At 35.6% G+C, this 23,073-nt stretch carries 23 protein-coding genes, 2 tRNA genes and 1 pseudogene; 12 read left to right on the forward strand and 14 right to left on the reverse strand.

The window, feature by feature from the left end:
- Nucleotides 1-74: 74 nt before the first annotated feature.
- Nucleotides 75-731: a hypothetical protein gene (locus ACJTDF_RS05345; protein WP_407965284.1), complete on the reverse strand. Its 657-nt coding sequence runs from the start codon at nucleotides 729-731 to the stop codon at nucleotides 75-77.
- A gap of 327 nt (nucleotides 732-1,058) precedes the next feature.
- Between ACJTDF_RS05345 and ACJTDF_RS05350 the strand changes: the two genes are divergently transcribed.
- Genes ACJTDF_RS05350 through ACJTDF_RS05360 form a run of 3 tightly spaced genes read left to right on the forward strand, consistent with a single transcriptional unit; the run spans nucleotide 1,059 to nucleotide 4,451 of the window.
- The gene (locus ACJTDF_RS05350) at nucleotides 1,059-1,805 is read left to right on the forward strand and encodes an electron transfer flavoprotein subunit beta/FixA family protein (protein WP_407965285.1); all 747 of its coding nucleotides are present in this window, start codon (nucleotides 1,059-1,061) and stop codon (nucleotides 1,803-1,805) included.
- A 51-nt stretch (nucleotides 1,806-1,856) separates the two neighbouring features.
- On the forward strand, nucleotides 1,857-2,786 hold the full coding sequence (locus tag ACJTDF_RS05355; RefSeq protein WP_407965286.1) for an electron transfer flavoprotein subunit alpha/FixB family protein: 930 nt from the start codon (nucleotides 1,857-1,859) through the stop codon (nucleotides 2,784-2,786).
- Nucleotides 2,787-2,789: 3 nt separating this feature from the next.
- Nucleotides 2,790-4,451, forward strand: a complete 1,662-nt coding sequence (locus ACJTDF_RS05360) for a 4Fe-4S dicluster domain-containing protein (protein ID WP_407965287.1) — start codon at nucleotides 2,790-2,792, stop codon at nucleotides 4,449-4,451.
- Nucleotides 4,452-4,727: 276 nt separating this feature from the next.
- Here the strand turns inward: ACJTDF_RS05360 and ACJTDF_RS05365 are convergent, their stop codons facing one another.
- From ACJTDF_RS05365 to ACJTDF_RS05395, 7 genes are all read right to left on the reverse strand, one after another.
- A complete protein-coding gene (locus ACJTDF_RS05365) occupies nucleotides 4,728-5,915 on the reverse strand; it encodes a flagellin (protein ID WP_407965288.1) in 1,188 nt (395 codons plus the stop codon).
- 148 nt (nucleotides 5,916-6,063) lie between these two features.
- Complete coding sequence (locus ACJTDF_RS05370; protein ID WP_407965289.1) at nucleotides 6,064-6,858, reverse strand: pyrroline-5-carboxylate reductase; 795 nt, start codon at nucleotides 6,856-6,858, stop codon at nucleotides 6,064-6,066.
- 278 nt (nucleotides 6,859-7,136) lie between these two features.
- Nucleotides 7,137-7,382, reverse strand: coding sequence for a hypothetical protein (locus ACJTDF_RS05375; protein WP_407965290.1), 246 nt, complete (start codon nucleotides 7,380-7,382; stop codon nucleotides 7,137-7,139).
- A gap of 93 nt (nucleotides 7,383-7,475) precedes the next feature.
- Nucleotides 7,476-7,847, reverse strand: coding sequence for a YraN family protein (locus tag ACJTDF_RS05380; protein WP_407965291.1), 372 nt, complete (start codon nucleotides 7,845-7,847; stop codon nucleotides 7,476-7,478).
- On the reverse strand, nucleotides 7,828-8,736 hold the full coding sequence (gene rsmI / locus ACJTDF_RS05385) for a 16S rRNA (cytidine(1402)-2'-O)-methyltransferase (RefSeq protein ID WP_407965292.1): 909 nt from the start codon (nucleotides 8,734-8,736) through the stop codon (nucleotides 7,828-7,830). The genes ACJTDF_RS05380 and rsmI overlap by 20 nt, the downstream gene beginning before the upstream one ends.
- A gap of 54 nt (nucleotides 8,737-8,790) precedes the next feature.
- On the reverse strand, nucleotides 8,791-9,492 hold the full coding sequence (pyrF, locus tag ACJTDF_RS05390) for an orotidine-5'-phosphate decarboxylase (protein ID WP_407965293.1): 702 nt from the start codon (nucleotides 9,490-9,492) through the stop codon (nucleotides 8,791-8,793).
- A 64-nt stretch (nucleotides 9,493-9,556) separates the two neighbouring features.
- Entirely contained in the window at nucleotides 9,557-10,657 is a 1,101-nt protein-coding gene (locus tag ACJTDF_RS05395; RefSeq protein WP_407965294.1) for a P-loop NTPase, read from the reverse strand.
- A gap of 503 nt (nucleotides 10,658-11,160) precedes the next feature.
- Here ACJTDF_RS05395 and rpmH point away from each other — a divergent pair.
- The 8 genes from rpmH (at nucleotide 11,161) to ACJTDF_RS05435 (ending at nucleotide 17,859) form a co-directional block, all read left to right on the forward strand.
- A complete protein-coding gene (rpmH, locus tag ACJTDF_RS05400; protein WP_078680626.1) occupies nucleotides 11,161-11,295 on the forward strand; it encodes a 50S ribosomal protein L34 in 135 nt (44 codons plus the stop codon).
- Nucleotides 11,296-11,397: 102 nt separating this feature from the next.
- On the forward strand, nucleotides 11,398-11,772 hold the full coding sequence (gene rnpA, locus ACJTDF_RS05405) for a ribonuclease P protein component (RefSeq protein ID WP_407965295.1): 375 nt from the start codon (nucleotides 11,398-11,400) through the stop codon (nucleotides 11,770-11,772).
- Between the two features lie 5 nt (nucleotides 11,773-11,777).
- Complete coding sequence (gene yidC / locus ACJTDF_RS05410) at nucleotides 11,778-13,616, forward strand: membrane protein insertase YidC (protein WP_407965296.1); 1,839 nt, start codon at nucleotides 11,778-11,780, stop codon at nucleotides 13,614-13,616.
- Nucleotides 13,613-14,257, forward strand: a complete 645-nt coding sequence (gene yihA, locus ACJTDF_RS05415) for a ribosome biogenesis GTP-binding protein YihA/YsxC (protein WP_407965297.1) — start codon at nucleotides 13,613-13,615, stop codon at nucleotides 14,255-14,257. The genes yidC and yihA overlap by 4 nt, the downstream gene beginning before the upstream one ends.
- A gap of 134 nt (nucleotides 14,258-14,391) precedes the next feature.
- Nucleotides 14,392-15,084 (forward strand): glutathione S-transferase family protein, encoded by a 693-nt coding sequence (locus ACJTDF_RS05420; RefSeq protein WP_407965298.1) that lies wholly within the window; start codon nucleotides 14,392-14,394, stop codon nucleotides 15,082-15,084.
- Nucleotides 15,085-15,652: 568 nt separating this feature from the next.
- A complete protein-coding gene (gene dapB, locus ACJTDF_RS05425) occupies nucleotides 15,653-16,459 on the forward strand; it encodes a 4-hydroxy-tetrahydrodipicolinate reductase (protein ID WP_407965299.1) in 807 nt (268 codons plus the stop codon).
- Nucleotides 16,460-16,493: 34 nt separating this feature from the next.
- Nucleotides 16,494-17,114 carry a 2,3-bisphosphoglycerate-dependent phosphoglycerate mutase gene (locus ACJTDF_RS05430; RefSeq protein WP_407965300.1) on the forward strand — a complete coding sequence of 207 codons (621 nt, stop codon included), beginning with the start codon at nucleotides 16,494-16,496 and terminating at the stop codon, nucleotides 17,112-17,114.
- A 660-nt stretch (nucleotides 17,115-17,774) separates the two neighbouring features.
- A tRNA-Leu gene (locus ACJTDF_RS05435) sits at nucleotides 17,775-17,859 on the forward strand.
- Between the two features lie 223 nt (nucleotides 17,860-18,082).
- Here ACJTDF_RS05435 and ACJTDF_RS05440 read toward each other — a convergent pair.
- Together ACJTDF_RS05440 and ACJTDF_RS05445 are read right to left on the reverse strand one after the other, a co-directional pair.
- Entirely contained in the window at nucleotides 18,083-19,294 is a 1,212-nt protein-coding gene (locus ACJTDF_RS05440) for a hypothetical protein (protein WP_407965301.1), read from the reverse strand.
- Between the two features lie 551 nt (nucleotides 19,295-19,845).
- Nucleotides 19,846-20,097, reverse strand: a pseudogene (locus ACJTDF_RS05445) (hypothetical protein); the annotation flags it as partial.
- A 488-nt stretch (nucleotides 20,098-20,585) separates the two neighbouring features.
- Here ACJTDF_RS05445 and ACJTDF_RS05450 point away from each other — a divergent pair.
- The gene (locus tag ACJTDF_RS05450; RefSeq protein ID WP_407965302.1) at nucleotides 20,586-20,936 is read left to right on the forward strand and encodes a hypothetical protein; all 351 of its coding nucleotides are present in this window, start codon (nucleotides 20,586-20,588) and stop codon (nucleotides 20,934-20,936) included.
- A gap of 269 nt (nucleotides 20,937-21,205) precedes the next feature.
- Here ACJTDF_RS05450 and ACJTDF_RS05455 read toward each other — a convergent pair whose 3' ends face one another.
- From ACJTDF_RS05455 to rplU, 4 genes are all read right to left on the reverse strand, one after another.
- Nucleotides 21,206-21,325 carry a type II toxin-antitoxin system PemK/MazF family toxin gene (locus ACJTDF_RS05455; RefSeq protein WP_407965303.1) on the reverse strand — a complete coding sequence of 40 codons (120 nt, stop codon included), beginning with the start codon at nucleotides 21,323-21,325 and terminating at the stop codon, nucleotides 21,206-21,208.
- Nucleotides 21,326-22,028: 703 nt separating this feature from the next.
- Nucleotides 22,029-22,118: transfer RNA gene (locus ACJTDF_RS05460), tRNA-Ser, on the reverse strand.
- Between the two features lie 74 nt (nucleotides 22,119-22,192).
- Nucleotides 22,193-22,462: a 50S ribosomal protein L27 gene (rpmA, locus tag ACJTDF_RS05465; protein WP_407965304.1), complete on the reverse strand. Its 270-nt coding sequence runs from the start codon at nucleotides 22,460-22,462 to the stop codon at nucleotides 22,193-22,195.
- 12 nt (nucleotides 22,463-22,474) lie between these two features.
- Complete coding sequence (gene rplU, locus ACJTDF_RS05470; RefSeq protein ID WP_407965305.1) at nucleotides 22,475-22,966, reverse strand: 50S ribosomal protein L21; 492 nt, start codon at nucleotides 22,964-22,966, stop codon at nucleotides 22,475-22,477.
- Nucleotides 22,967-23,073 lie beyond the last annotated feature (107 nt).

The following is a 23,073-nucleotide window of genomic DNA, read 5'->3' on the forward strand; positions in this document are numbered from 1 at the left end:
TATAACTGAATAGCAACAGACCAAAACTAATAACAGATAAGATTACATGATAACGTGAAAGTATATTCTAACGACTATTCTTTGAAAGAAAATGCACGCCGAACCCCTGCAAAGAAACCACTTAAGAATTGAACATCGGGTGAATTTTTATTTGTTAGAGAATTTTTCAATGGTTTTACAAAATCCGTTGATAAGGAATTTATATTCTCTTGTTCTAATGTATCCCCGTTATTTATTTGTACTGGCTGCATTGTATCTTTTTTCAAAATACTGGATGTTTTATAAGATTGAGAATTCTTATTTTCTTCACAGACCATATGTGCAAGATAGCGTACAGCTGAATTAATTGATTGAGAAGAAGATTTGCGCTGTTTTATTATTGTTTTTTGCGAACTTTCTTTTTCGTAAAGAAGAGTCTGCACTAATGTTTTAATCTGCTCTAAATCCTCAAAAAGCTTTTTTTCTTTCTGATTCCGAGCGTAATGCTCAGCTAAAATTGCCCGACTAATTTCATTTAAATAAGATTTTATACTATCATCTACAGAGCTCTTCTTAGCCAACTGACTATGCGTTTTTTTTATCTGCATTTTTTCATAAACATAACGTAACTTAGCAGAAATATCTGACATCCTTATTTCAGAAGGTGCTTGTATTTCCTGAATTTGATTAACAGTAGAAGTAAAACAATGTTTTTGCTTAACTGGCTTCAGCACATCATGTTTAATATTCACAGATTCTACCTCTTACTTATATTCAATATGAATCACATTAATTAATGAAAAATGTGATCTATTTTAGTAAATAGAGCTTTAAAAATAATAAAAAAATTGAAAATAATTGTATAAGATTAAGTAGGCTAAACGTATTTTTACAATCAAATATAATAAACATTGAGATTAAACAAAAATTATGCGTTAAAAATAGAAAGAGAAAAATACAAATAAACACAGAGAAGCTTATATAACTAAAAATAAGTATGATAAAATTCAATTTTAAATGATTTGGTTTCTCATAATTATTACTATAAACTCGTAGACACATAAACAAAGAGGATCGTCATGAAAATAATTGTCGCTGTCAAACGTGTTATTGATCACAATATCAAAATACGTGTTAAATCTGATAGCACAGGCGTTGATTTATCCCATGTTAAAATGTCTATGAACCCTTTTGATGAAATCGCTGTAGAAGAAGCAATTCGACAAAAAGAAGCTGGAAAAATTTCAGAAATTATTCTTGTCTCAATTGGACCAGAAGCAGCACAAGAAACCTTACGAACAGGACTTGCAATGGGAGCAGATCGCGCTATCCTTGTAAAAACTGATGAAATACTCGAACCCTTAGCAATTGCTAAAACTTTAAAAGTTATTATTCTTGAAGAAAAACCAGATATGGTCTTTTTAGGGAAACAAGCCATTGATGATGAATGCAATCAAACTGGCCAAATGCTCGCAGGTCTTCTTGGTTGGGGACAAGCAACTTTTGCTTCATGTTTAAATATAGAAAATGGACGAGCTCAAATCACCCGAGAAGTAGATAACGGCACACAAACTATTTGTCTTCCTCTTCCCATGGTTATGACTGTTGATTTGCGGCTTAATGAACCACGCTATACCTCCCTTCCTAATATTATAAAAGCTAAAAAGAAACCCATTGAGCAAAAGGATATTGCTAATCTTTGTGTTGATACGCAAAAACGCCTCACAATGCTTAGTATTGAAGAACCCCAACCCCGTCAAACTGGTATAAAAGTAGCAAATGTCACTGAGCTTATTAATGTACTCAAAAAAATAAATTGCATTTAAAGTATGCTAACAAATAATCAAAAGTAATAACGCATAAAAGGGCAAAAACTTATGGCAATTCTTTTATTAGCTGAACACAATAACCATTCCTTAGCACAAGAAACAGCGAAGGCTCTCACTGCTGCTCAATTAATTGGTAAGGACATAGACATTCTCGTTTGTGGAATGAAGGTTCATGCTATTGCTGAAAACTGTGCTCAATTGGTTGGCGTTCGACAGGTACTTGTTGCCGAAGCTGATTATTTAGCACATCAATTAGCTGAGCCCATGGCAGCAACAATTGTTGAACAAGCGAGCGCTTATGATGTGATCATGGCAGCTTCAACAACGACTGGAAAAAATGTCATGCCACGCGTCGCTGCTCTTCTCGATCTCATGCAAATTTCAGACATTATTGCTGTTGTCGCATCTGATACCTTCAAACGACCAATATATGCTGGTAATGCTATTGAAACCGTACGCACAAATGATCGTAAAAAAATTATAACAGTACGTACGGCTTCTTTCCCGCCAACAGCCAAAGGAAATGTTGCCCCTATTAAAACAATAACACCAGCTCCTAACCCAAATCTTTCTTTCTTCGTCAAAGAAGAAATAAACAAAAGTGATCGTCCAGATCTTACTTCAGCACAAATTATTGTATCAGGTGGACGAGGTCTCGGTTCGGAAGAGCAATTTAAAGCACTACTTTTGCCGCTTGCAACCAAGCTCGGAGCTGCCTTAGGAGCAAGCCGAGCAGCCGTCGATGCAGGCTATGCCCCTAATGATTGGCAAATCGGACAAACAGGAAAAGTCGTTGCTCCCAAACTCTATATTGCTATTGGCATCTCCGGTGCCATCCAGCATCTAGCTGGAATAATGGATGCACAAACCATTGTTGCTATTAATAATGACGAGGAGGCTCCCATTATGCATATTGCTGATTACGCTCTTGTAGGTGATCTTCATCATATTATTCCTGAACTGGAAAAAGCTTTGTAAGACATGAGTGCAGAGATACATCCCCAGCATGAAACTATAGAATGCGATATCATCATTGTAGGTGGAGGGCCAGCAGGGCTTTCTGCTGCTATCCGTTTAAAACAGATCAATCCTGAACTTTCTATTATAATACTAGAAAAAAGCATAGAAATTGGGGCGCATATTCTGTCAGGAGCAGTCATTGATCCCATTGGTATCGATACACTTTTGCCAGAATGGAGAAATGAGCAAAATCATCCTTTCGCAACGCCTGTTAGTAGCGATCAGCTTTTTCTACTCACACCTCAAAATGCCCAAATTTTTCCTAATATTCTCCGCCCTCCAATTTTATCAAATAATGGTTGCTATATTGTTTCTCTCGGAAACGTCTGTCGTTGGCTAAGCAAAAAAGCTGAAGAATTGGGTGTTGAAATTTATCCTGGCTTTCCAGTATCCGATATTCTCTGCAATGATCACGGAGCTGTTATTGGTGTCCTTACAGGCGATATGGGTGTTAAAAAAGATGGAACTCCTGGAACAAATTATATACCAGGAACAGCTTTATTGGCAAAATATACCCTGATTGCAGAAGGAGCACGTGGCTCCATTGCTAAAAAACTCATACAAAAATTTAATCTTAGCAAAGATAGGGAACCACAAAAATTTGGTCTCGGACTTAAAGAATTATGGGAAATTGACCCTCAAAAACACAAGCTCGGTTTAATTCAACATTTCACTGGTTGGCCATTGGATAATGATACTGGTGGTGGAGGTTTTCTCTATCACCAAGCAGAAAATTTGATTTCTGTTGGTTTTGTCGTGCATTTGGACTATAAAAACCCTTATCTCTCTCCTTTTGAAGAGTTTCAACGTTTTAAAACGCATCCTAAACTCTACGAACTCTTTAAAGACGCAAAACGTCTTGCTTATGGTGCACGCACCATCAGTGAAGGAGGATGGCAATCTGTTCCAAAACTGACTTTTCCTGGTGGAGCGCTTATTGGCTGTTCTGCCGGTTTTGTCAATGTACCTCGTATCAAAGGTTCACATAATGCTATATTATCTGGCATATTAGCGGCTGAAAAAATCGCCACAGCTCTTACCCAAGGTCGTGCCCATGATGAAATTACAGAAATTGAAGACCACTGGCGCAAAAGTCCTATTGGCAAAGATCTTTATGCAGTACGAAATGTTAAACCACTCTGGGCAAAATACGGTACCAAATACGGTATCATGCTAGCGGGTTTTGATTTATGGTGGCAAAAATTTTTCCGTTTTTCTTTATTTAGAACACTGCCTCATGAAAAAGAAGACTATGAATGTCTCGAACCAGAGGAAAAATTTTATCCTATTGCTTATCCTAAACCAGATGGTGTTGTAACCTTTGATCGTCTTTCTAGTATAGCTCTTTCCAATACACACCACGAAAAGAACCAACCTTGCCATCTCAAAGTAATTTCCATAGAAAAACAAAAAAGCTCTGAATATGCGGTCTATGGAGGTCCTTCGACACGCTACTGTCCTGCCGCTGTCTATGAATGGATAAAACATAATGATCATGAAACTTATATGATCAATGCTTCAAACTGCATACATTGCAAAACTTGTGATATAAAAGATCCTAATCAAAATATTCATTGGGTCTGTCCACAGGGCAATGAAGGGCCTGTTTATCAAAATATGTAACGAAGTATCTTTGCTACAAAAATTAGATATTATAAATTCAATCAAGAATGCATTTTATTCAAAAAAATTCTTAATATTTTTAATATTGCATAATTGATGTAATCAATTCCTAAAACAAAAAGAATAACATTGTACATTATATCTTCAAACATAAGCTTTGGATAATTGCAGTAGATTTCCCATCTAGCTCACTTCATCACTTACTCTATTTGCAATACCTAAAAAAGGCTATGCAATGCATAGCCTTTCTACTCTACTACTAAAACTATACTCAAATTAATTACGAAACAAAGCTAAAATATTCTGACTTCCTTGATTAGCTATAGAAAGAGCTTGAATACCAAGCTGCTGCTGAACTTGCAGAGCAGCCAATTTAGCAGATTCTGCATTCATATCAGCATCAACAAGCGCACCAATACCTACTTCAATATTATCTAGCAACTTTTTAACAAAGTTTAACTGAATATTTACCAAATTAACAGCAGCTCCAATTTTAGAACCTGCAGTCAAAGTCACATTAACTGCATCACGTACTGTATTCTGAACACTTGTCATGATCATACGTTGTATATCTGTATGTAACTCGCCAACACCTTCTAATTCAGTAAAATCAGCTAAAGTCATACCATTAAGCACACCTTGGAATGCACCTTGTGCTGTATCGTATGCTTTTTTGCCTTCTTCCACAGCCTTGTCAGCATCTTCTACAGCTTTTTTAGCATCTTCTACAGCCTTTTTAGCTGCCTCATCTTCAGGATTGGCAGCAAGCGCAGCTTCTGCCTTAGCAAGATCAGCCTTTGCCTTCGTTGCAGTATCTTCTAATGCCTTATACGTAGCATGCGCAGCACTGAATTCTTCAATTCCCTTCGCAGCGACACCTTCTCCACTGGTTCCAAAAATACCTCCCAAGACACCTTGAGTCATATCAATCGTACCATCAGGACCAATAACACCAAAATTCAATTCTGGGCCACCAATATCAATCATATCAACATAAACAGCTGTACCTTCACGACGATACCCTGCTGCCATACCAACAGTTTGACCTCCATTGGAGAGAATATTCTTTCCACCAAAAGAAGCTGATTGAACTGCATTAGAAATATTTCTCATATTTCCTATAAGGGAATCCTGAATCTTGGCAATGTCATCACTTCCTTTTTCACGAGCGGAAACCATTGATTTTTGAATATCATCAAGAGCTTCTTTAGTAAGACTAATTGCCGTATCAGCAATACCAACTTGTTCTTTACCCAAGTTAATTGCATCCACAATAGCACTCATCGTGTTACTGTCATGTCTCATCATTGATGAAATCGACCAATATGCAGTATTGTCAGAAGCATTATTGATACGCAAACCTGTCGAAACACGATCTTTCGACCGATCCAAATTAGCATCAATGTTACGTAAAGTTTGCAATGCGGTTATTGCAGATTTATTTGTAAGTAAACTTGTACCCATAATATCGTCCCTATAACGAAAAAATAAAAAAAGGGACATGCTGTTCTACGCAGCGAATGATAGAGCGACATCATGCCTATTGAATAAAATGGAATTCAACCTATCACTGCAGTTACAATATCAAATAAAAAATAATTAATCAAGTTTTTTATTCAGTCTGTGGACAAACCTTTATTTTCTGCAAAGTTTTCTCAAGAGCCATTGTTAAAGCACGTTGCCCACCTTGATGAGAAAAGCAATTCGATAAAAATTCATTGGTTCCTCCTTTCGTTGAAAATTCTCTTTCAAAGGAGGAAAAATTAACAGCTGTTGAGTGACTGGCTTCTGTCTCTTTGCGCATTTCATCGGAAAGATTAGCAAACATCATAGTAAGAAAATTTTTTGAATAAATTGGATCTAATCCCTTATTGACCAACCACTGATATGCTGTTTCTATAAAATTAAAATAAACCCCCATCAATGAACCCGCCGTCATGAAAAGATTAAACTGATCTTCTTCATTAAGGATGATTACACCTCCTAATGCATTAAACATCGTACGTAAAAATGGATGATCCGGATAGATTGGTGTTATATTTTTGCATTCCGCAATAAAAGGCAGTGGAACAGCGCGATAAACTTTATGGTTGATCCATCCCTCAATTTCTACCGTTGGTGCCATTGCAAGAACAGAAACAACAAGCTGATCCGAACGAAAAGAAAGAGAACGCAATACCTCTTCTGCAATTTGATTGGGCAAACACAGAAAAACACAATCACTCATGTCCAATAATTTTTGGTTATTTTCCGCAATCGTGACCTTCTCATATACACGCGCAAGATGCTCTGCCCTCTGTGCATTACGCGGAGAAATGATAATTGACTGCACATCAAAAGTGCTTGCCATTAAACCATCCACCATTGCAGCACTAATTGTACCCGTCCCAAGAAAACCAATTCTCATTTCTATTTCTCATCCCCATAAGTAAAGCTTATTACGACTACAGATTAACACAAAATTCTTTCTAATAAAAAGAAATCATCTCTTTGAAAACAAACTTTGCGCTGTCAAAACCTCTATAGGTTAATCCTAACACTATAGCCATAGCGTGATGAAAAAATAAATATACCCTTTTTCTGTTCTTATCTTTTAAAATCTGTTATCTTTATATACAATATGGATAGCGCATGCCTATTAGATAGGCATGCATATAAATAAAAATCGCTTTAACTCGCTCTGTTTCATTTAATATAAGTGCTGATAGAAGCAGCAACAGATAGAATGGCAAGAATAATCATTCCTAAATAAATTTTAGGTTTATCTAATAAAATTGGAAAAGCAGAAAACCAACCAATAATAGCCGCTAATAATGCAAATAAAAAACCGGGTTTATTCATAGTCACAATATGCACTGCCATTAAACCACTAATAATCAGCATTCCAAAAACAATTAGTAATCCTGTTGCAAACTTTTCATAATCATCCATATTTTTTCCTCATCTTGATGAAATATCTCTTCTTCTCTCTCAGTCTATGCGCATACAAAACAGAATATCTTTAGCGACTAGGGTGCAATATGTTTATTGATAAGGCTTAAAAAATGCCGGAATATGCTGAGGCCAACACCATGGCAAAATTGCAATCAAATCAAACCGCACACATAAAAGGGAACGATCCTTTTGTTGAGCAAGCCAAATATCAGCCGTTGCCTCAATACGTTTTTCACTTGTTCGACAAACAGCAGTCATTGCTTCAGCCAATGTTGAACGCGCTTTTACTTCAACAATTAAAACAAGATTTCCACGTCTTGCTATTAAATCAATTTCACCACATTTTGTTTTAAAACGCCTTTTAACAATACGAAATCCTTTCAAACGCAACCACCAAGCTGCCCATCTTTCCGCACGAAGACCCCGATAAAAAGAGACTTGCTTACGTTTTTTTTGCCTCATCTCTTCTTCCCTTTAAAAGAGTTAAACGCTGAAAAAGTTCCTGTTTTTTACACCCTGTTTTCTTTGCAGCTAAAGCAGCTGCTTTAGCTGCAGGATAAACACTTGCTAACTCTAGTAATATCTTATTAATCTCATGAGCACCTATTGCCTCGAAAGAATTTGTTTCTCCTCCAACTAGTATAACAATTTCCCCACGAATACGGTCTTTTTTTTGATAATTTTCAACTAAACTTCCTAAAGTAGAAACATCGACTGTTTCAAACTTTTTAGTTAATTCGCGACATATTGCGGCTGGACGGTCAGCTGTAAAAATAGTAACCATATCTTGTAAAGCTTCTACAAGACGATGGGGAGATTCATAAAAAACTAAAGTTGCAGGAACAGCCTTTAATTGCTCTAACTGCTTCTGACGTTGCGCTTTTTTCGCGCTCAAGAAACCTGCAAAGAAAAAACTGTCCGTAGGAAGACCTGTCGTTACAATAGCTGCTAAAAAAGCTGATGCACCGGGAATTGGGATAATTTTATGACCTGCTTTCCGTGCTTCTTCTACCAATCTAAACCCAGGATCAGAAATAAGAGGAGTTCCAGCATCTGATACAAGTGCCACTGTTTTATTTTCTGCCAACGCTGCTAACAACATCAATCGTGCTTTTTGTGCATTATGCTCATGATAAAGAAAGAGTTTTCTCCGAATACCATAATGATCCAATAAAACACGCGTTACTCGCGTATCCTCACAAGCTAAAATATCAACTCCTGCAAGCACTTGTAAAGCACGAATAGTTATATCTGCTAGATTGCCGATAGGTGTTGCTACCAAATAAAGCCCTAATTCTATAACAGGTGCAGAATAAGCGTGAGCACCTATAAAATATGTTTTTTCACTCATGCTCTTTCTTTATCCTAGGTGTTCTCTTTTTCTACAAGATTACATCCATAATTTTCACTGATAATGATCAGCCATTTCTGCCAAAATCGCTTTTGCTGCAGCTAAGGGATTGATCGCTTGAATAATCGGTCGTGCTACTACAAGATGGCTTGCACCAGCATCTAATGCTTCCTTTGGAGTCATCACTCGTTTTTGATCACCTCTATCACTTCCTGCAGGTCGAATCCCTGGCGTTACTAAGGCCATATCAGTTCCAATAATCTTCCGCAAATTGGCTGCTTCACGGGCTGATGCAACAATTCCACCCATTCCTGCTTCTCGAGCTTGTTCAGCTCTTTTAATTGTTAAATCTGCTAAATTCTCTCTATAACCGGCATTTTTCAGATCAACTTCATCCATTGATGTCAATACCGTCACCCCCAACAAACATAAGTCGCTTCCTTGAGCAGCTGAAACAGCTGCTTGCATAGCTGGTGGATAAGCATGGATCGTTAGCATTGAAACACCCAATTTTGCAATATTCTCTACAGCTCTCGCAATCGTATGATCAATATCTAATAGTTTCATATCAAAAAATACTTTTTTTCGCGCTTGAATAAGATCTCTAATGAATTCCATTCCTCCAGAAAAAACAAATTGATAACCAATTTTATAAAAACTGACATAATCACCTAATTGTGTAACTATTTTTTCTGCTTGCTTCATATCTGGAACATCTAATCCAACAATAAGACGTCCACTCACTGTCGCTCCCATAAAAATACTCCTTTAAATTTCATGATCATTTGGTCTCAATGAACCATACGAGAAAAATAAAAATTCAAGAAAGTTTATTTTTCACCTGGTGAATCATTGTACGATAAAGGTTGGCATACTCCCCTTCAGGATCAGCAACAAAAATTGGCACACCATCATCTGAAGAAGACCGTAAAATTGCATCAAGTGGCATTTCTGCCAAGAAAGGGATTCCCCGACTTTCTGCTTCTGATCGCGCTCCACCATAACCAAAAATATCATAGCGTCTCCCAGTATCAGGAGCAATAAAATAACTCATATTCTCAATAAGCCCCAAAATAGGAACTTCAACTTTCATAAACATTTCTATTGCTTTGCGTGCATCAACCAAAGCAAGATCTTGTGGTGTCGAAACAATCAACGCACCTGTTAACTGAACCTGCTGAACAAGTGTTAATTGCGTATCTCCTGTCCCTGGAGGCATATCAACCACCAAAACATCAAGAGGTCCCCATAAAACATCTCTAAGTAATTGAGTTACTGCAGCCATTACCATAGGACCACGCCACACTATCGGTTTTTCCTCTTCAATCAAAAAACCCATCGACATTAATTTGAGACCAAATTTTTCAAGAGGTTGTAGCTTTTTACCATTAACCATTCTTGTTTTTTGATTAATAAGTCCTATCAAACGTGGCAGAGATGGACCATAAATATCTGCATCCATTAAACCCGTTTTAAAACCAGCATCTTGTAGAGCTAATGCAATATTTATTGCCATTATAGATTTACCAACCCCCCCTTTTCCAGAAGCAACTGCAAGAACATGTCGCACACCTTCTATTGGTGTCTTCATGAGTAAAGCACCACCTCCTTTGCGTTTTGGTGTATAAACAGTTGTATTTTTATTTACCTGAGAAGAAAATACCCTCGATTTTTTTTCTGCCGTAAGCGTAACCATAACGGCTTTAACTCCTTCTATGGCAGATACAACTTCCTCAGCAGCACAACGCAATGGTTCAAATTCCTGCACATATCCATCAGGAACAGTAATTGAAAAGAAAACCTTTCCATCAGCAATAAATATTTCTGAAAGAAGTCCTAGTGATACAATATCATTCTCAAAACTAGGACTTTTAACTTTATGTAATTCTTGACGGATAACCTCGCGTGTAACAGAATCCACGCTCTTTCCTCTCTATACAAATACTAGATAATGCAGCAATAAGGATGAAAAACATTCAAGTCAACTGCTTATCTAATTTTCTCCTGTGAAAGCAATGATACTGTATCCAAAAGCACAATAAATCTGATAATTCGAAATAAAACAATTTTAAAATATAAAACTATGAAAAATGAAAGCCTTTTTCTTATGCAAAAGCAATGCAGAATTTATCTTACATCTCAATTGTTGAATATTTAATATAATGCAAAAAACGAAGATAAATTAATTATATAGTAAATGATCATTTTTTCTCAATAAAGCGACAAATTAAATGCGTATTAAATAACTTAAATGCATATTAATAAAGGTTTGTTTTCACATTGCTGACAAATACTCTATAATTGACTTTTTTGATGTTTTCTTTTATTGAAAACAATGTTCACTTTAGAAATTTTTGGTAAATAATTTTTTTTATCAAGCATATAATAGAACCAAGAAGGGCCGTACACCGCGGTTTTAAATAAATGAAACGTACTTACCAACCCTCTAAACTTATTCGTAAACGTCGTCATGGTTTCCGTGCTCGTATGGCAACTGCTGGTGGGCGTAAAGTTATTGCAGCTCGGCGCGCTCGTGGTCGCAAGCGGTTATCTGCTTAACTGTAATTTCACAATAAACTGAAATATTTGCTTTTGTCCATAAAGATTGGGGTCTATAAATTATAGAATAAGCATTTAGCAAAACTGCAAAGAATCTTTTATATGAAACAAAAGTGCCCTTGTCGCATTCGCAAGAGAGTAGATTTTTTGGCTGTACACACAGGAGAGAAGCGGCGTGGTCCTTTTTTTTTACTTGAAATAAAGCGCCGTGAACAGACAACAAAAAACAAATATCCTCTTACCGCACGTGTAGGCTTTACTGTAACACGAAAAAATGGCAATGCTGTTCAACGTAATCGTATTAAAAGACGTTTGCGTGAAGCTGTTCGAGTTGGACTAACAAATGAGATGGAAGCAGGAACTGATTACGTTATTATTGCCCACCGTAATGTTCTCCATGCGCCTTTTACACTTCTCATTAGCGAATTAAGCCGACGAATAAAGCCAAAAACGAGAAAAACAACGGTAGTAGGATAATATAAATGGAATATAACCGCAATTTTTTTATCGCCATTGGACTATCTTTTGTGGTTTTCGTTGCATGGCATTTTTTGTACATTGTTCCTCAACAAGCAAAATTGCAAGAATCAAAAATAATCGCACAAAAATTATCAAACCATAATGCAACACTTCCTACGAATGATACGCATTTTTCTAATAATGCAATGACAGATGACACAGTGCCTGTAGCTAATCTCCCTATAACACCTGAAATTCGTCAAGCGGAATTAGCCAAAACAAACCGTGTTTTAATTAAAACTAATGAACTTGAAGGCTCTATTAATCTTGTCGGTGGGAAATTTGACGATCTTCTACTCAAAAAATATCGCCTAAAAGTAGATAAAAAATCACCAGAAATTACTTTATTGAATCCTGGCGGACTTCCAACAGCTTATTTTGCTGAATTCGGTTTTACGAGTTCATCCTTACCAGCAAAGGCCTTGCCACAATCCAATACAAAATGGCAACTTGAAGGTCACAATACAACATTAACACCCTCAACACCCATCACCTTAGTCTATAATAATGGACAGGGGCAAATTTTTCACCGTACTTTTTCAGTCGATGACCATTACATGTTTACCATTAAAGATTCTATTAGCAATGAAAGTAGTAGCCCTATATATCTTTCCTCTTATGCTCGAATTGCACGCGCTGCTCCACCAGAAGATACAAATGCAACCTATTTACTCCATGAAGGTATGATTGGTATCGCAGGTGATTCGCTTAAAACTGAAAAATATACAGCCTTAGCAGAACTTAGCCCTAATCCTAAAAATGGTCAGAAAAGTGTTATTTTTCCTAACATTACAGGAGGATGGATTGGTATAACCGATAAATATTGGGCTGTAGCAGTTATTCCTCCACAAGATAAAGAATATACAAGTCGTTTTGTTTATTTTGATCGATTGAATACCCATTATCAATCCGATCTGCAAAGTGCGCTCTTAACAGTTCCTCCCCATGAAACAAAAACCATCATCAACCGTTTTTTTGCTGGTGCAAAGCGAGTTGAAATCATTAATCACTATCAAAATCAATTAAAAATTAATAAATTTAGTCTTCTCATTGATTGGGGTTGGTTCGATTTCATTACCAAGCCGATGTTTGCTCTTATTGACATACTTTATAAATATACAGGAAATTTTGGTGCTGCTATCCTGCTTATTACAGTGCTCTTGAAAATACTTTTATTTCCACTCGCTCATAAATCTTATAAATCTATGGCGCGTATAAAACTTATACAACCGGTGATGCTAGAAATTAAAGAAAAGTATGCAAATGATCGGAATAAACAACAACAAGCAATCATAGAATTATATAAAACAAAAAAAATTAATCCTTTTGCAGGTTGCTGGCCTATACTAGTTCAATTCCCTATATTTTTTGCTCTCTATAAAGTTCTTTATATTACCATTGAAATGCGACATGCGCCTTTCTTTGGTTGGATTCAAGACTTAGCAGCACCTGACCCAACTTCTATTTTTAATTTATTTGGCTTATTACCTTATGCAGTACCAACATTTCTTATTCTAGGAGCATGGCCTTTAATCATGGGGATAACAATGTTCCTACAAATGCAGATGAATCCGCTTCCTCAAGATCCAACACAAGTTATCGTTTTTAGATGGATGCCAGTTATCTTCACCGTTATGCTAGCTTCTTTCCCAGCTGGTCTTGTAATCTATTGGGCATGGAACAATATATTATCAATTATTCAGCAAAGCATTATAATGAAATGTCAAGGCGTAAAAATTGAGTTTTTTGATAATCTGAAAGCTATTGTGCAAAAAAAATCTAAAAAAGAAATACAAAAATGATGCAAGATCCTAAGCTTTCTGGGCTTTTTGTCCGCAATTGGATTTTCATTCGCGGTGTACCTACAATGAAATTTCTACCACCCGAAGGACCACCAGAAATTGCTTTTGCAGGACGCTCTAATGTTGGAAAATCTTCTCTTATCAATGCTTTAGTTCAACAAAAAAATTTGGCACGTACTTCTAATACACCAGGACGTACCCAAGAATTAAATTATTTCATACCCGATGGTTTTAATGAACAAACACACAATCTTCCTCCTATCGCACTTGTAGATATGCCAGGTTATGGTTTTGCTGAAGCTCCAAAAAATCTAATTAATGCGTGGACACATTTAATTTTTGACTATTTACGGGGTCGTACAACACTCAAACGTGTTTATGTTTTGATTGATTCACGTCATGGAATTAAAAAGAACGATACTGATACTCTTAATCTTCTTGACAAAGCAGCAGTCTCTTATCAAATTGTTTTAACCAAAAGTGATAAAATTAAATTAAATACGCTTGAAGCTTTAATAATGATGACAAAAACCAAACTTCTTAAACATTCAGCAGCCTATCCCGAAATTCTAGTAACCTCCGCGGAAAAAGCTTCTGGTTTAGAAGAATTACGCACAGCCATTATACAAGCCATTACATAACAAACACGTCTTTAATTAATGTGTTATAAACATAGCTGGTAATTGTTAATAGTCTTGTGCTTATAGCAAAGCGCTTTTATAAAAGCGTTTTATTATTTAAAAGAACCCACCGACTCTATTTGATCGTATAAATTATGCTAACACTTTTTCATTATCCTCTCTCTTCTGCTTCCCGTTTTATACGCATTGTTCTTGAAGAATATAGTGTGGCTACTCACCTAATTGAAGAACATGAGTGGGCAAGGAGGAATGAGTTTCTTACGCTTAATCCAGCAGGACATTTACCCGTCCTTCTTGCTGAACGTGAAGTTCCATTATCAGGCGCCATTGTGATCTACGAGTATTTAGATGAAACACGTGGTAGTCTGCGGCAAGAAAAGAGATTTTTTCCTGAAACTTCTTTAGAGCGAGCCGAAGTACGTCGCCTTATTGATTGGTTTTTAAATAAATTTGAAAATGAAGCTACACGCCATATTGTACGAGAACGAATCTATAAACGTGAAATGCCGTTAGCTATTGGTGGTGGAGCGCCCAATTCGCAAATTTTACGGAATGCTCGAGCTAATATTGCACCACATATGAATTACCTAGATTGGCTTTGTGCATCCCGCGACTGGCTAGCTGGATCGGAACTATCTTATGCCGATTTAGCAGCTGCAGCTTCTGTTTCTGTACTTGACTTTTTAGCAGAAATTGATTGGAAACTTTTTCCTGCTGCCCGTGAATGGTATATGCGAATTAAATCTCGTCCTTCTTTTCGGCCTCTTTTAATGGACCGCGTTCGGGGGACTGCGCCTAGTTCTCACTATACTGATCTCGACTTCTAACTAGAAGCTTATAGCTCAATCTTTTATTTTAAAAGTGATCTCTATTGAACAATTGCATAATACGATTAAAAACTGCCTTTCGTACAAATAAAAATTTTCTTCAATTTCCCAATAAAATCTGCTGTGAAAGCAGTAGTATGAACTAAATAAAGAATTGAAAAATATATATTAATTATTAAACTAGATATTAATTTCCTGTTTAGATTAGTTTTAATACATAAATGTTCTGCCCGATTGAAAGTAACCTATACCTTTTATGCAAATGCTTATATCTGATAATCTAATTATTGTTTTGCACTCATTCTTTCTAGAAAGATTGAGTGCTTCTATCTCTTTAATATCAAATGGAGATTCCTCTTCTTCAACTGAGGTAATAATCTTTCAAAAGCAAATTTAGGATGTCATTATAACGACTAAAATGACAAAATAGGAGAACAAACAACGCAGTAATTTATAATAAAACAATGCATTAAAGGGTGTTTCTTTATCTTTATATAAATTAAAGAGCAGTTGGAAAAAAAAGAAAATTTGCCTATAATTTAACATAGAATGTCATAAGGAGAAAAATATGCGCCTTGCAATCGTTGGTGCTAATGGGAAAATGGGAAGAGAACTGATTACAGCTCTCCAATATAGGCAAGACGTAAAACTGAGTGCTGCAATTGTACGCAAAGGGTCACCTTTTGTAGGAGAAGATGCTAGCATATTGATTGGTTCAAATCCACTGAAAATTCGCATCACTGATGATTTTGAAGATGCCTTTTCTAATGCAGAGTGTATTTTAGACTTTTCTCAACCCCAAGCGAGTATCATTTATGCAGATTATGCAGCCCAAAAAGGCCTTATCCACATTATTGGAACGACTGGATTTAGTAAAAAAGAGGAAAGGCAAATTGCTGCTTTTGCGAAGCACACAACTATTGTCAAATCTGGCAATATGAGTCTTGGTATTAATCTTTTAGCTAATCTTGTAAAGAAAGCAGCTAAAGCGTTAGAAGCTGATGATTTTGATATTGAAATTTATGAAATGCATCATGCTGGAAAAGTTGATGCTCCCTCTGGTACAGCCATTCTTCTTGGCAATGCAGCAGCTAAAGGGCGTAATATGACACTTAAAGATATCAATATTAGCAAACGCAATGGCCATACAGGTAAACGTAAAAAAGGCACTATTGGCTTTATCTGCTCGCGAGGTGGAACAGTTATTGGCGATCACAGTGTTACTTTTGCAGGTTTAAATGAACGCATCGTTCTTTCACACTTAGCGCAAGAACGCTCTATTTTTGCTAATGGTGCATTAAAAGCAGCATTATGGGCAAAAGAGCGTAAAAATGGCCTCTATTCAATGCTTGATGTTCTAGGATTAAAAGATTAACTTTCATAACAACAATGATCATAGGAATTTCAACGTGGGACGCAGACTTGTATTAATTCGTCATGGACAAAGCGAATGGAACCTAGCTAATCGCTTCACCGGCTGGAAAAATCCAGCTTTAACAGAAAAAGGCCATAAAGAAGCAATAACAGCAGGGAAAAATTTAAAAGCAGCCGGATTTAAATTTGATATCGTTTATACATCTGCCTTACAACGCGCTCAAAAAACTGCAGAGCACATTTTAGAACAGTTAGAGCAATCAAATCTTCACTTAGTAAAAAATACAGCATTGAATGAACGGGATTACGGTGATTTATCTGGTTTAAATAAAGATGAAGCACGTCAAAAATGGGGAGACAAACAAGTGCATATCTGGCGTCGTTCTTACACAATTGCTCCCCCTAATGGAGAAAGCTTGCGCGATACTGGTGCACGTGTTTGGCCCTATTATCTTTATCATATTCAACCTCATATTTTACGTTCTCAGACTGTTCTTGTCGTAGCGCATGGTAATTCTCTTCGTGCGCTTATTATGGCACTTGAAGGTCTAAATAGTGAAGAAATTATGTCTCAAGAATTAGAAACTGGAATTCCTATTATTTATGAATTCAACACTGATTCAACAATTAAATCAAAAGAAGTCATTGCGCTTTAAACTACTAAAATGAATATAGAAACAATTATTTCAAATGAATATGTCCAATAACAGCTCTTTCCATGAATATAAAAAATCTAAAACCTTACTTTTAAAAACCATAGTCATCGTTTTAGAATAATGAGCTCTGAGTATTTTTTCTTTCTGGTATACTTCTTTGGCTTTCTTAATAATTTTTGTAATATCTTTTGCTTTATTTAATTGATATGCTAAAATTTTGAGTAATTTCCTACAATTATTACCATTAATTGTTTTAGGCTTACTGAGTGAAAGATGAGTTCTATTTTGATGATAAGTCTTGGAAGTTTTTGTAAAGCAAAGGATCAAGGCTTAAAAATTTTTATATCAATATTTTCTGATATATGAAGAATATGTTGTAGCGGTTTGCAAGGCATTTCTACCATTCTTCTGCACAGATTCATTCTCCTTGATAACCCTTAAAAAATTTGATTTCTGAAACAGAGACAGCCTTCTATTGTATAATTCGTTAAATACTTATCTTTCAGTTCATTTGTACAAGAACATACAAGATATAAATATCTCACAAGATATATAAAGTTATATCAAAAGACTGAAAATAAAACTATTTTGAAGATTTGAAAAAAATTTAAGCGTCATTACATTGACAGAAGTATTTCATAGCCTTAGATGAATTTTATTGCCCAAATGGCGGAATTGGTAGACGCGCAGGTTTCAGGTACCTGTGCCATAAGGCGTGGAGGTTCGAATCCTCTTTTGGGCACCATATGCTTTGCATTTATATAATACATTGATTTTATTAAATTTTCAGGAACGCAAATAGAATTTCACATTGTCTTTTGATAAAACGCACTATACATTGAGATTTCTTTAAAGAATTATTGCGCCTTAGATTATTAAAATAGAAATAGACACAAGTATTTTAAACAAATACTTTCATAAAAATCCCCCCCCATGAATATAAAAAATATTAAGATTTTACATTTTTATCAGAAGAAGGCCCCCATTATTCCTAATTTACCAGATCTTTGTTTTCTCTGTGCCGATACGTCGACATTTGCTTTGTCTTGGTTAGGAATTTTCACTCCTTTTTCACTATGCTCCTGTCTAACAACACTTACGTAATTATCAATTTCTTTTAAAAGAGTGGAATCATTTTCAAGGTGATACTCTTCTTTTAATCGAACCTTCAAACATTTCACAATATGATCCATATAACGTTTATCTCCATCACTGTCACCAAGAGCTAAACTTCTATTGATCATATCTAGATCCCTATCTAATACTTTAGGATTTCCAGAAATACTTTTTAATAAACTTTCAATTTTTTTTCGACTTTCGACAGAATTATTTTTTGTACTGTTTTCCACAAGTGCTTTCTCAAATGTGGAATTAGGAAGTGAGTTTCTTCTCATGAATAGACTCTTAATTGTTTTCGGACTTTCGACAGAGCTATTTTCTGTACTGTCTGCCACAATTGCTTTTCCATTATGCTCTTGTCTAACAACACTTACGTAATTATCAATTTCTTTTAAAAGAGTGGAATCATTTTCAAGGTGATACTCTTCTTTTAATCGAACCTTCAAACATTTCACAATATGATCCATATAACGTTTATCTCCATCACTGTCACCAAGAGCTAAACTTCTATTGATCATATCTAGATCCCTATCTAATACTTTAGGATTTCCAGAAATACTTTTTAATAAACTTTCAATTTTTTTTCGACTTTCGACAGAATTATTTTTTGTACTGTTTTCCACAAGTGCTTTCTCAAATGTGGAATTAGGAAGTGAGTTTCTTCTCATGAATAGACTCTTAATTGTTTTCGGACTTTCGACAGAGCTATTTTCTGTACTGTCTGCCACAATTGCTTTTCCATTATGCTCTTGTCTAACAACACTTACGTAATTATCAATTTCTTTTAAAAGAGTGGAATCATTTTCAAGGTGATACTCTTTCTTTAATCGAATCTTCAAAAATTTCACAATATGATCCATATAACGTTTATTTTCATCACTATCACCAAGAGCTAAACTTCTATTGATCATATCTAGATCCCTATCTAATATTTTAGGATTTCCAGAAATACGTTTTAATAAACTTTCAATTTTTTTTCGACTTTCGACAGAATTATTTTTTGTACTGTTTTCCACTACTGCTTTTTCAGATGTGGCATTAGAAATTGAGTTTCTTTTCATGTATTTTCTCTAATCTTAAATAAATTATAATAAGTCTATTCATCATTTTAATGATAAAAATATCAAATCTGAATTTAAAAACTTTCTTTATTATGATCAATATGTTTTTTATTAATCCTAGTTACCTTATTTTAAAACTATCTTTTCACCCACACAAGTATTCACCTTGTTTGTTATACTTTATATTCACTTTGTTTGTTATGCTTTAAGATTCGTCTTGCCAAATTTGGACTGATAACAACGAAGTTTTTTCTCTCCAGATATATTGGAGACTAACCAACACAGGAAGCATATTCATTTATCACACACCCACCGAGCAAAAACTGACGAGCGTACAGAATAATCCTCGAGATCCACATACCCCAAACTGATAACTCTTTAAAGCAGCCGTTAAGGCAAAGGATTTTATCTTATCAGATTTCTTTACCGGCCCCAAGCCACATGGACCACTGCCTTACCTGTAAAAATAGGAATAAGTTTGAGAACAAGCTTAATTCGGCAGTCGTCCTTAACAAAAGAGCTATTTCTACAAGCCCTCTCATCCATTCTCATCCGTAATCCTGTAACAGTAAAACCTTGCCAAGAAGAGATAAATAAGTCGTTGGACAACTGATAGTTTTCTTTTCTAAATAAGAAATCAACCATCATTCCCCATTTTATTGCCTTTATTCTCAGCGGCTTTAATCACAGCCTCTTCCAATAATACACGTCATTTTATTCGAAACACCTTTGACACGTCCTATTCCTGCTTTGAGAGGTATACGTTGAGTTGTTATTTGGGGAGTCTGAGTCGTATTTCTGATGTCATAAATACTCACTCCAGATAATAAAAAACCTGCAAACGCAGGACATACAGAATAAATACACTCTATTTTAGATACAACACGACTAAGTACAGTAAAATATTATTAAACACTAAATACAGCACATTATCAACATCAATATAAAAAACTAAATATTGTGTTTGTATCTCAATCTACACCCTGTAAACAACGCTAACTGTTCATAATTGTATCAACTAAACGAATCTATTATAGAATAGAGAAAATGGGGGGATATCATGATACACATCGCCAAATTTATAGTTTTATTATCTACCTTAATACTATTTGGATGTACTAATGTAGATAATCTAGATCAATATGATGCGCTCTACGAAAAGTATGTGAGCAAAAAATACGAAGATTCCGAACACTTCGAAAAGATGCAAAAAGCATCAGCATATATATACTCTCGTGGTTATGATAACTTCTTTTCAAGATTTCACCTAGTACGTCACCGTCACATACTTATGATTGTGTGTGGACGCTATGCAAACTTATTACAAGGTGATTATAATAAAGAAATGGCATGGGCAAATTTGCCGGCACACATACATACGCTACGTCATAACTATAATTGGAAAAAAGATATTTTCGTTTTGGCGCAAAATACATCCAATGATCTTACAAACCCAATGTTTAAGCACGCAAAAAAGTTCCTTAATTCTCCTAATGGCATGAACCCAAAAACACAAATAGCAGATCTCATATCGACAATAGATGCAGCAATTACTATGCCTTCTTATAGTGAAATGATTAAAAAGGTGCCACAATTTTGTACAGACATTCAAAGAGTATATAATATAATGGAATCCCTTTAGCATCATTTAGATAGATGCATAAAGAAATTAAGTAAGAAATGCCAATAGTTTTGAGAGTACTTCATTGATAATCATAAAAAGAACTTTTTCTACTCTTTTTCCATGAGGTACTCCTATATCGAAAGCACATGATCGATCACAACGTGCCATTCTCATTATATATAATCTTGTTCCTACCAATGAGATAGTGAAATTTATTATTCTAGCAAAGCTTCCTTCCCCCTTGTAATGAATAAAAAGACTAATATTTTCGTAATTATGATTTTCTCTTAATAGATCTCACAATTTAATGCTTCCGGTGATACAATCAGCATAGGAGGCATTCCTTTTTGCTCATAGCCCAAAGCTACATCAAGCGATACGAACCAAATTTCAGCCCGCTTTATCACAAAAATTCTCGACTAACAGACTGAGCATTAAACCATTCTATATCGCCCATCAGCAAAATCTGCTGAAGGATCACATTGAGCTAACAATTCATCAATAGTGGTGCAAAAGAACAACCTGTAGCCTCACAATCAAGAGTCCATTATCAATAGCTAAGCCCACTTTAATATTTTCAGCAAGGTAAAAAACATCAAACAATGCAAGCAGTATAGAGAACGTAACTGACCGTTAAACTTGCTATAAATTTTATTGTATACATAAAATACACTTTCTAAATCTTGTAGACTAAAGATCACTATTCTATAGCTTCTTACCTTTCGCAAAAAACATTTCTGAAGAGCAATACACATTGAATTAACGAGAGGATTCTCTTGGAAATGAAACATTTATTTGTAAGAAAAGTGGAAAAAGTTTTAGCAATTTATTTCGTGAAGCATACAATGCAGCGAGTATTAAAAATTAGCCCACGGGCTGAGTAAATTAGCAGAAATATGTGCTGCTAACGTTGGTATTACAGTTTCGCAAATGAAAGCAGTCTTTAGTAGATAGAAGATAGCATGGCACCGCTCTACGCTCAAACGACTAATAGAATACAACTGGCAATAGAAGCTATCAAAGATTAAGGGTAGGACAAAAGAAACAGAGTAAAATCAATAGAAACAAAAATCCCTAACCTTTAGACAGCCTATTGATTTTATTGATATTTGGCGGAGAGAGAGGGATTCGAACCCTCGATATGGTTTCCCATATACACGCGTTCCAGGCGTGCGCCTTCAACCACTCGGCCACCTCTCCACAGACTTACACTATATCTAGAGAGAAATAACGTGCAAGCTTAAATCCTATATATATATATATTGATATCTCGCTTATTTTGCTGTTTCTGCTACAGGAACAACCGAAACATAAGAACGGTTACTTGCTTTTTTGCGAAAAGAAACTATTCCATTTGAAAGAGCAAAAAGAGTGTGATCTTTTCCAATACCAACATTATCACCAGGATGCCAACGTGTACCACGCTGACGAATAATGATATTTCCAGCAACAACGGCTTCACCACCAAATTTTTTAACGCCAAGACGTTTTGATTCTGAATCACGTCCATTGCGCGAAGATCCCCCTGCTTTTTTATGTGCCATAACTGTTTTCCTTTAATTCTTTTCACCTTTTGATGTCTCAGAAACTACCTTTTTTGACGTAGCCTTTTTTTCAGTAGTTTTTTTAGCAGTTTTGCTAAGAGAAGCAGAAGCTTTTGTTTCTTTTGATGCTTTTACTTTGTTGTTAACGGACTTTTCAGTTACTTTTTTAGTTGTTTTTTGTGTTTTTGAAGCATCACTTGAAACTTCTAAAATACGCAACGTTGTCAATTCTTGGCGATGACCACGAGTACGCTTTGAATTTTGACGACGACGTTTTTTGAATGAGATAACTTTACGTGCACGCCCCTGCTCTACAATTTCAGCGGTAACTACAGCGCCCGCAACGAGAGGTGTACCAACAGTTACATTATTCTCTTCATGAAGCATCAGTATACTATTTAACTCAATAACGCTCCCCACATCACCAATAATTTTTTCAACTTTTATGACCTGGTTTTCAGCAACACGGTACTGCTTCCCACCAGTTTTAATGACTGCGAACATTTTTTATCCTTTCGTTCGATCCAGCTCTTATTTTACTTTATCAACAGAGAAAATAGGCCGCTTTTTATCAGTCTTAATGGTTTAAAAGGTATAGAAAATACCCACAA

This window comes from Bartonella bennetti (assembly GCF_045945445.1).
Classification (GTDB): domain Bacteria; phylum Pseudomonadota; class Alphaproteobacteria; order Rhizobiales; family Rhizobiaceae; genus Bartonella.

Bases quoted from the DNA above. Each gene is read 5' to 3' on its own strand.
- ACJTDF_RS05350 (WP_407965285.1), top strand. From the start codon at position 1,059: ATGAAAATAATTGTCGCTGTCAAACGTGTTATTGATCACAATATCAAA.
- ACJTDF_RS05355 (WP_407965286.1), top strand. From the start codon at position 1,857: ATGGCAATTCTTTTATTAGCTGAACACAATAACCATTCCTTAGCACAA.
- ACJTDF_RS05360 (WP_407965287.1), top strand. From the start codon at position 2,790: ATGAGTGCAGAGATACATCCCCAGCATGAAACTATAGAATGCGATATC.
- ACJTDF_RS05365 (WP_407965288.1), bottom strand. From the start codon at position 5,915: ATGGGTACAAGTTTACTTACAAATAAATCTGCAATAACCGCATTGCAA.
- ACJTDF_RS05370 (WP_407965289.1), bottom strand. From the start codon at position 6,858: ATGAGAATTGGTTTTCTTGGGACGGGTACAATTAGTGCTGCAATGGTG.
- ACJTDF_RS05375 (WP_407965290.1), bottom strand. From the start codon at position 7,382: ATGGATGATTATGAAAAGTTTGCAACAGGATTACTAATTGTTTTTGGA.
- ACJTDF_RS05380 (WP_407965291.1), bottom strand. From the start codon at position 7,847: ATGAGGCAAAAAAAACGTAAGCAAGTCTCTTTTTATCGGGGTCTTCGT.
- rsmI (WP_407965292.1), bottom strand. From the start codon at position 8,736: ATGAGTGAAAAAACATATTTTATAGGTGCTCACGCTTATTCTGCACCT.
- pyrF (WP_407965293.1), bottom strand. From the start codon at position 9,492: ATGGGAGCGACAGTGAGTGGACGTCTTATTGTTGGATTAGATGTTCCA.
- rpmH (WP_078680626.1), top strand. From the start codon at position 11,161: ATGAAACGTACTTACCAACCCTCTAAACTTATTCGTAAACGTCGTCAT.
- rnpA (WP_407965295.1), top strand. From the start codon at position 11,398: ATGAAACAAAAGTGCCCTTGTCGCATTCGCAAGAGAGTAGATTTTTTG.
- yidC (WP_407965296.1), top strand. From the start codon at position 11,778: ATGGAATATAACCGCAATTTTTTTATCGCCATTGGACTATCTTTTGTG.
- yihA (WP_407965297.1), top strand. From the start codon at position 13,613: ATGATGCAAGATCCTAAGCTTTCTGGGCTTTTTGTCCGCAATTGGATT.
- ACJTDF_RS05420 (WP_407965298.1), top strand. From the start codon at position 14,392: ATGCTAACACTTTTTCATTATCCTCTCTCTTCTGCTTCCCGTTTTATA.
- dapB (WP_407965299.1), top strand. From the start codon at position 15,653: ATGCGCCTTGCAATCGTTGGTGCTAATGGGAAAATGGGAAGAGAACTG.
- ACJTDF_RS05440 (WP_407965301.1), bottom strand. From the start codon at position 19,294: ATGAAAAGAAACTCAATTTCTAATGCCACATCTGAAAAAGCAGTAGTG.
- ACJTDF_RS05450 (WP_407965302.1), top strand. From the start codon at position 20,586: ATGATTGTGTGTGGACGCTATGCAAACTTATTACAAGGTGATTATAAT.
- rpmA (WP_407965304.1), bottom strand. From the start codon at position 22,462: ATGGCACATAAAAAAGCAGGGGGATCTTCGCGCAATGGACGTGATTCA.
- rplU (WP_407965305.1), bottom strand. From the start codon at position 22,966: ATGTTCGCAGTCATTAAAACTGGTGGGAAGCAGTACCGTGTTGCTGAA.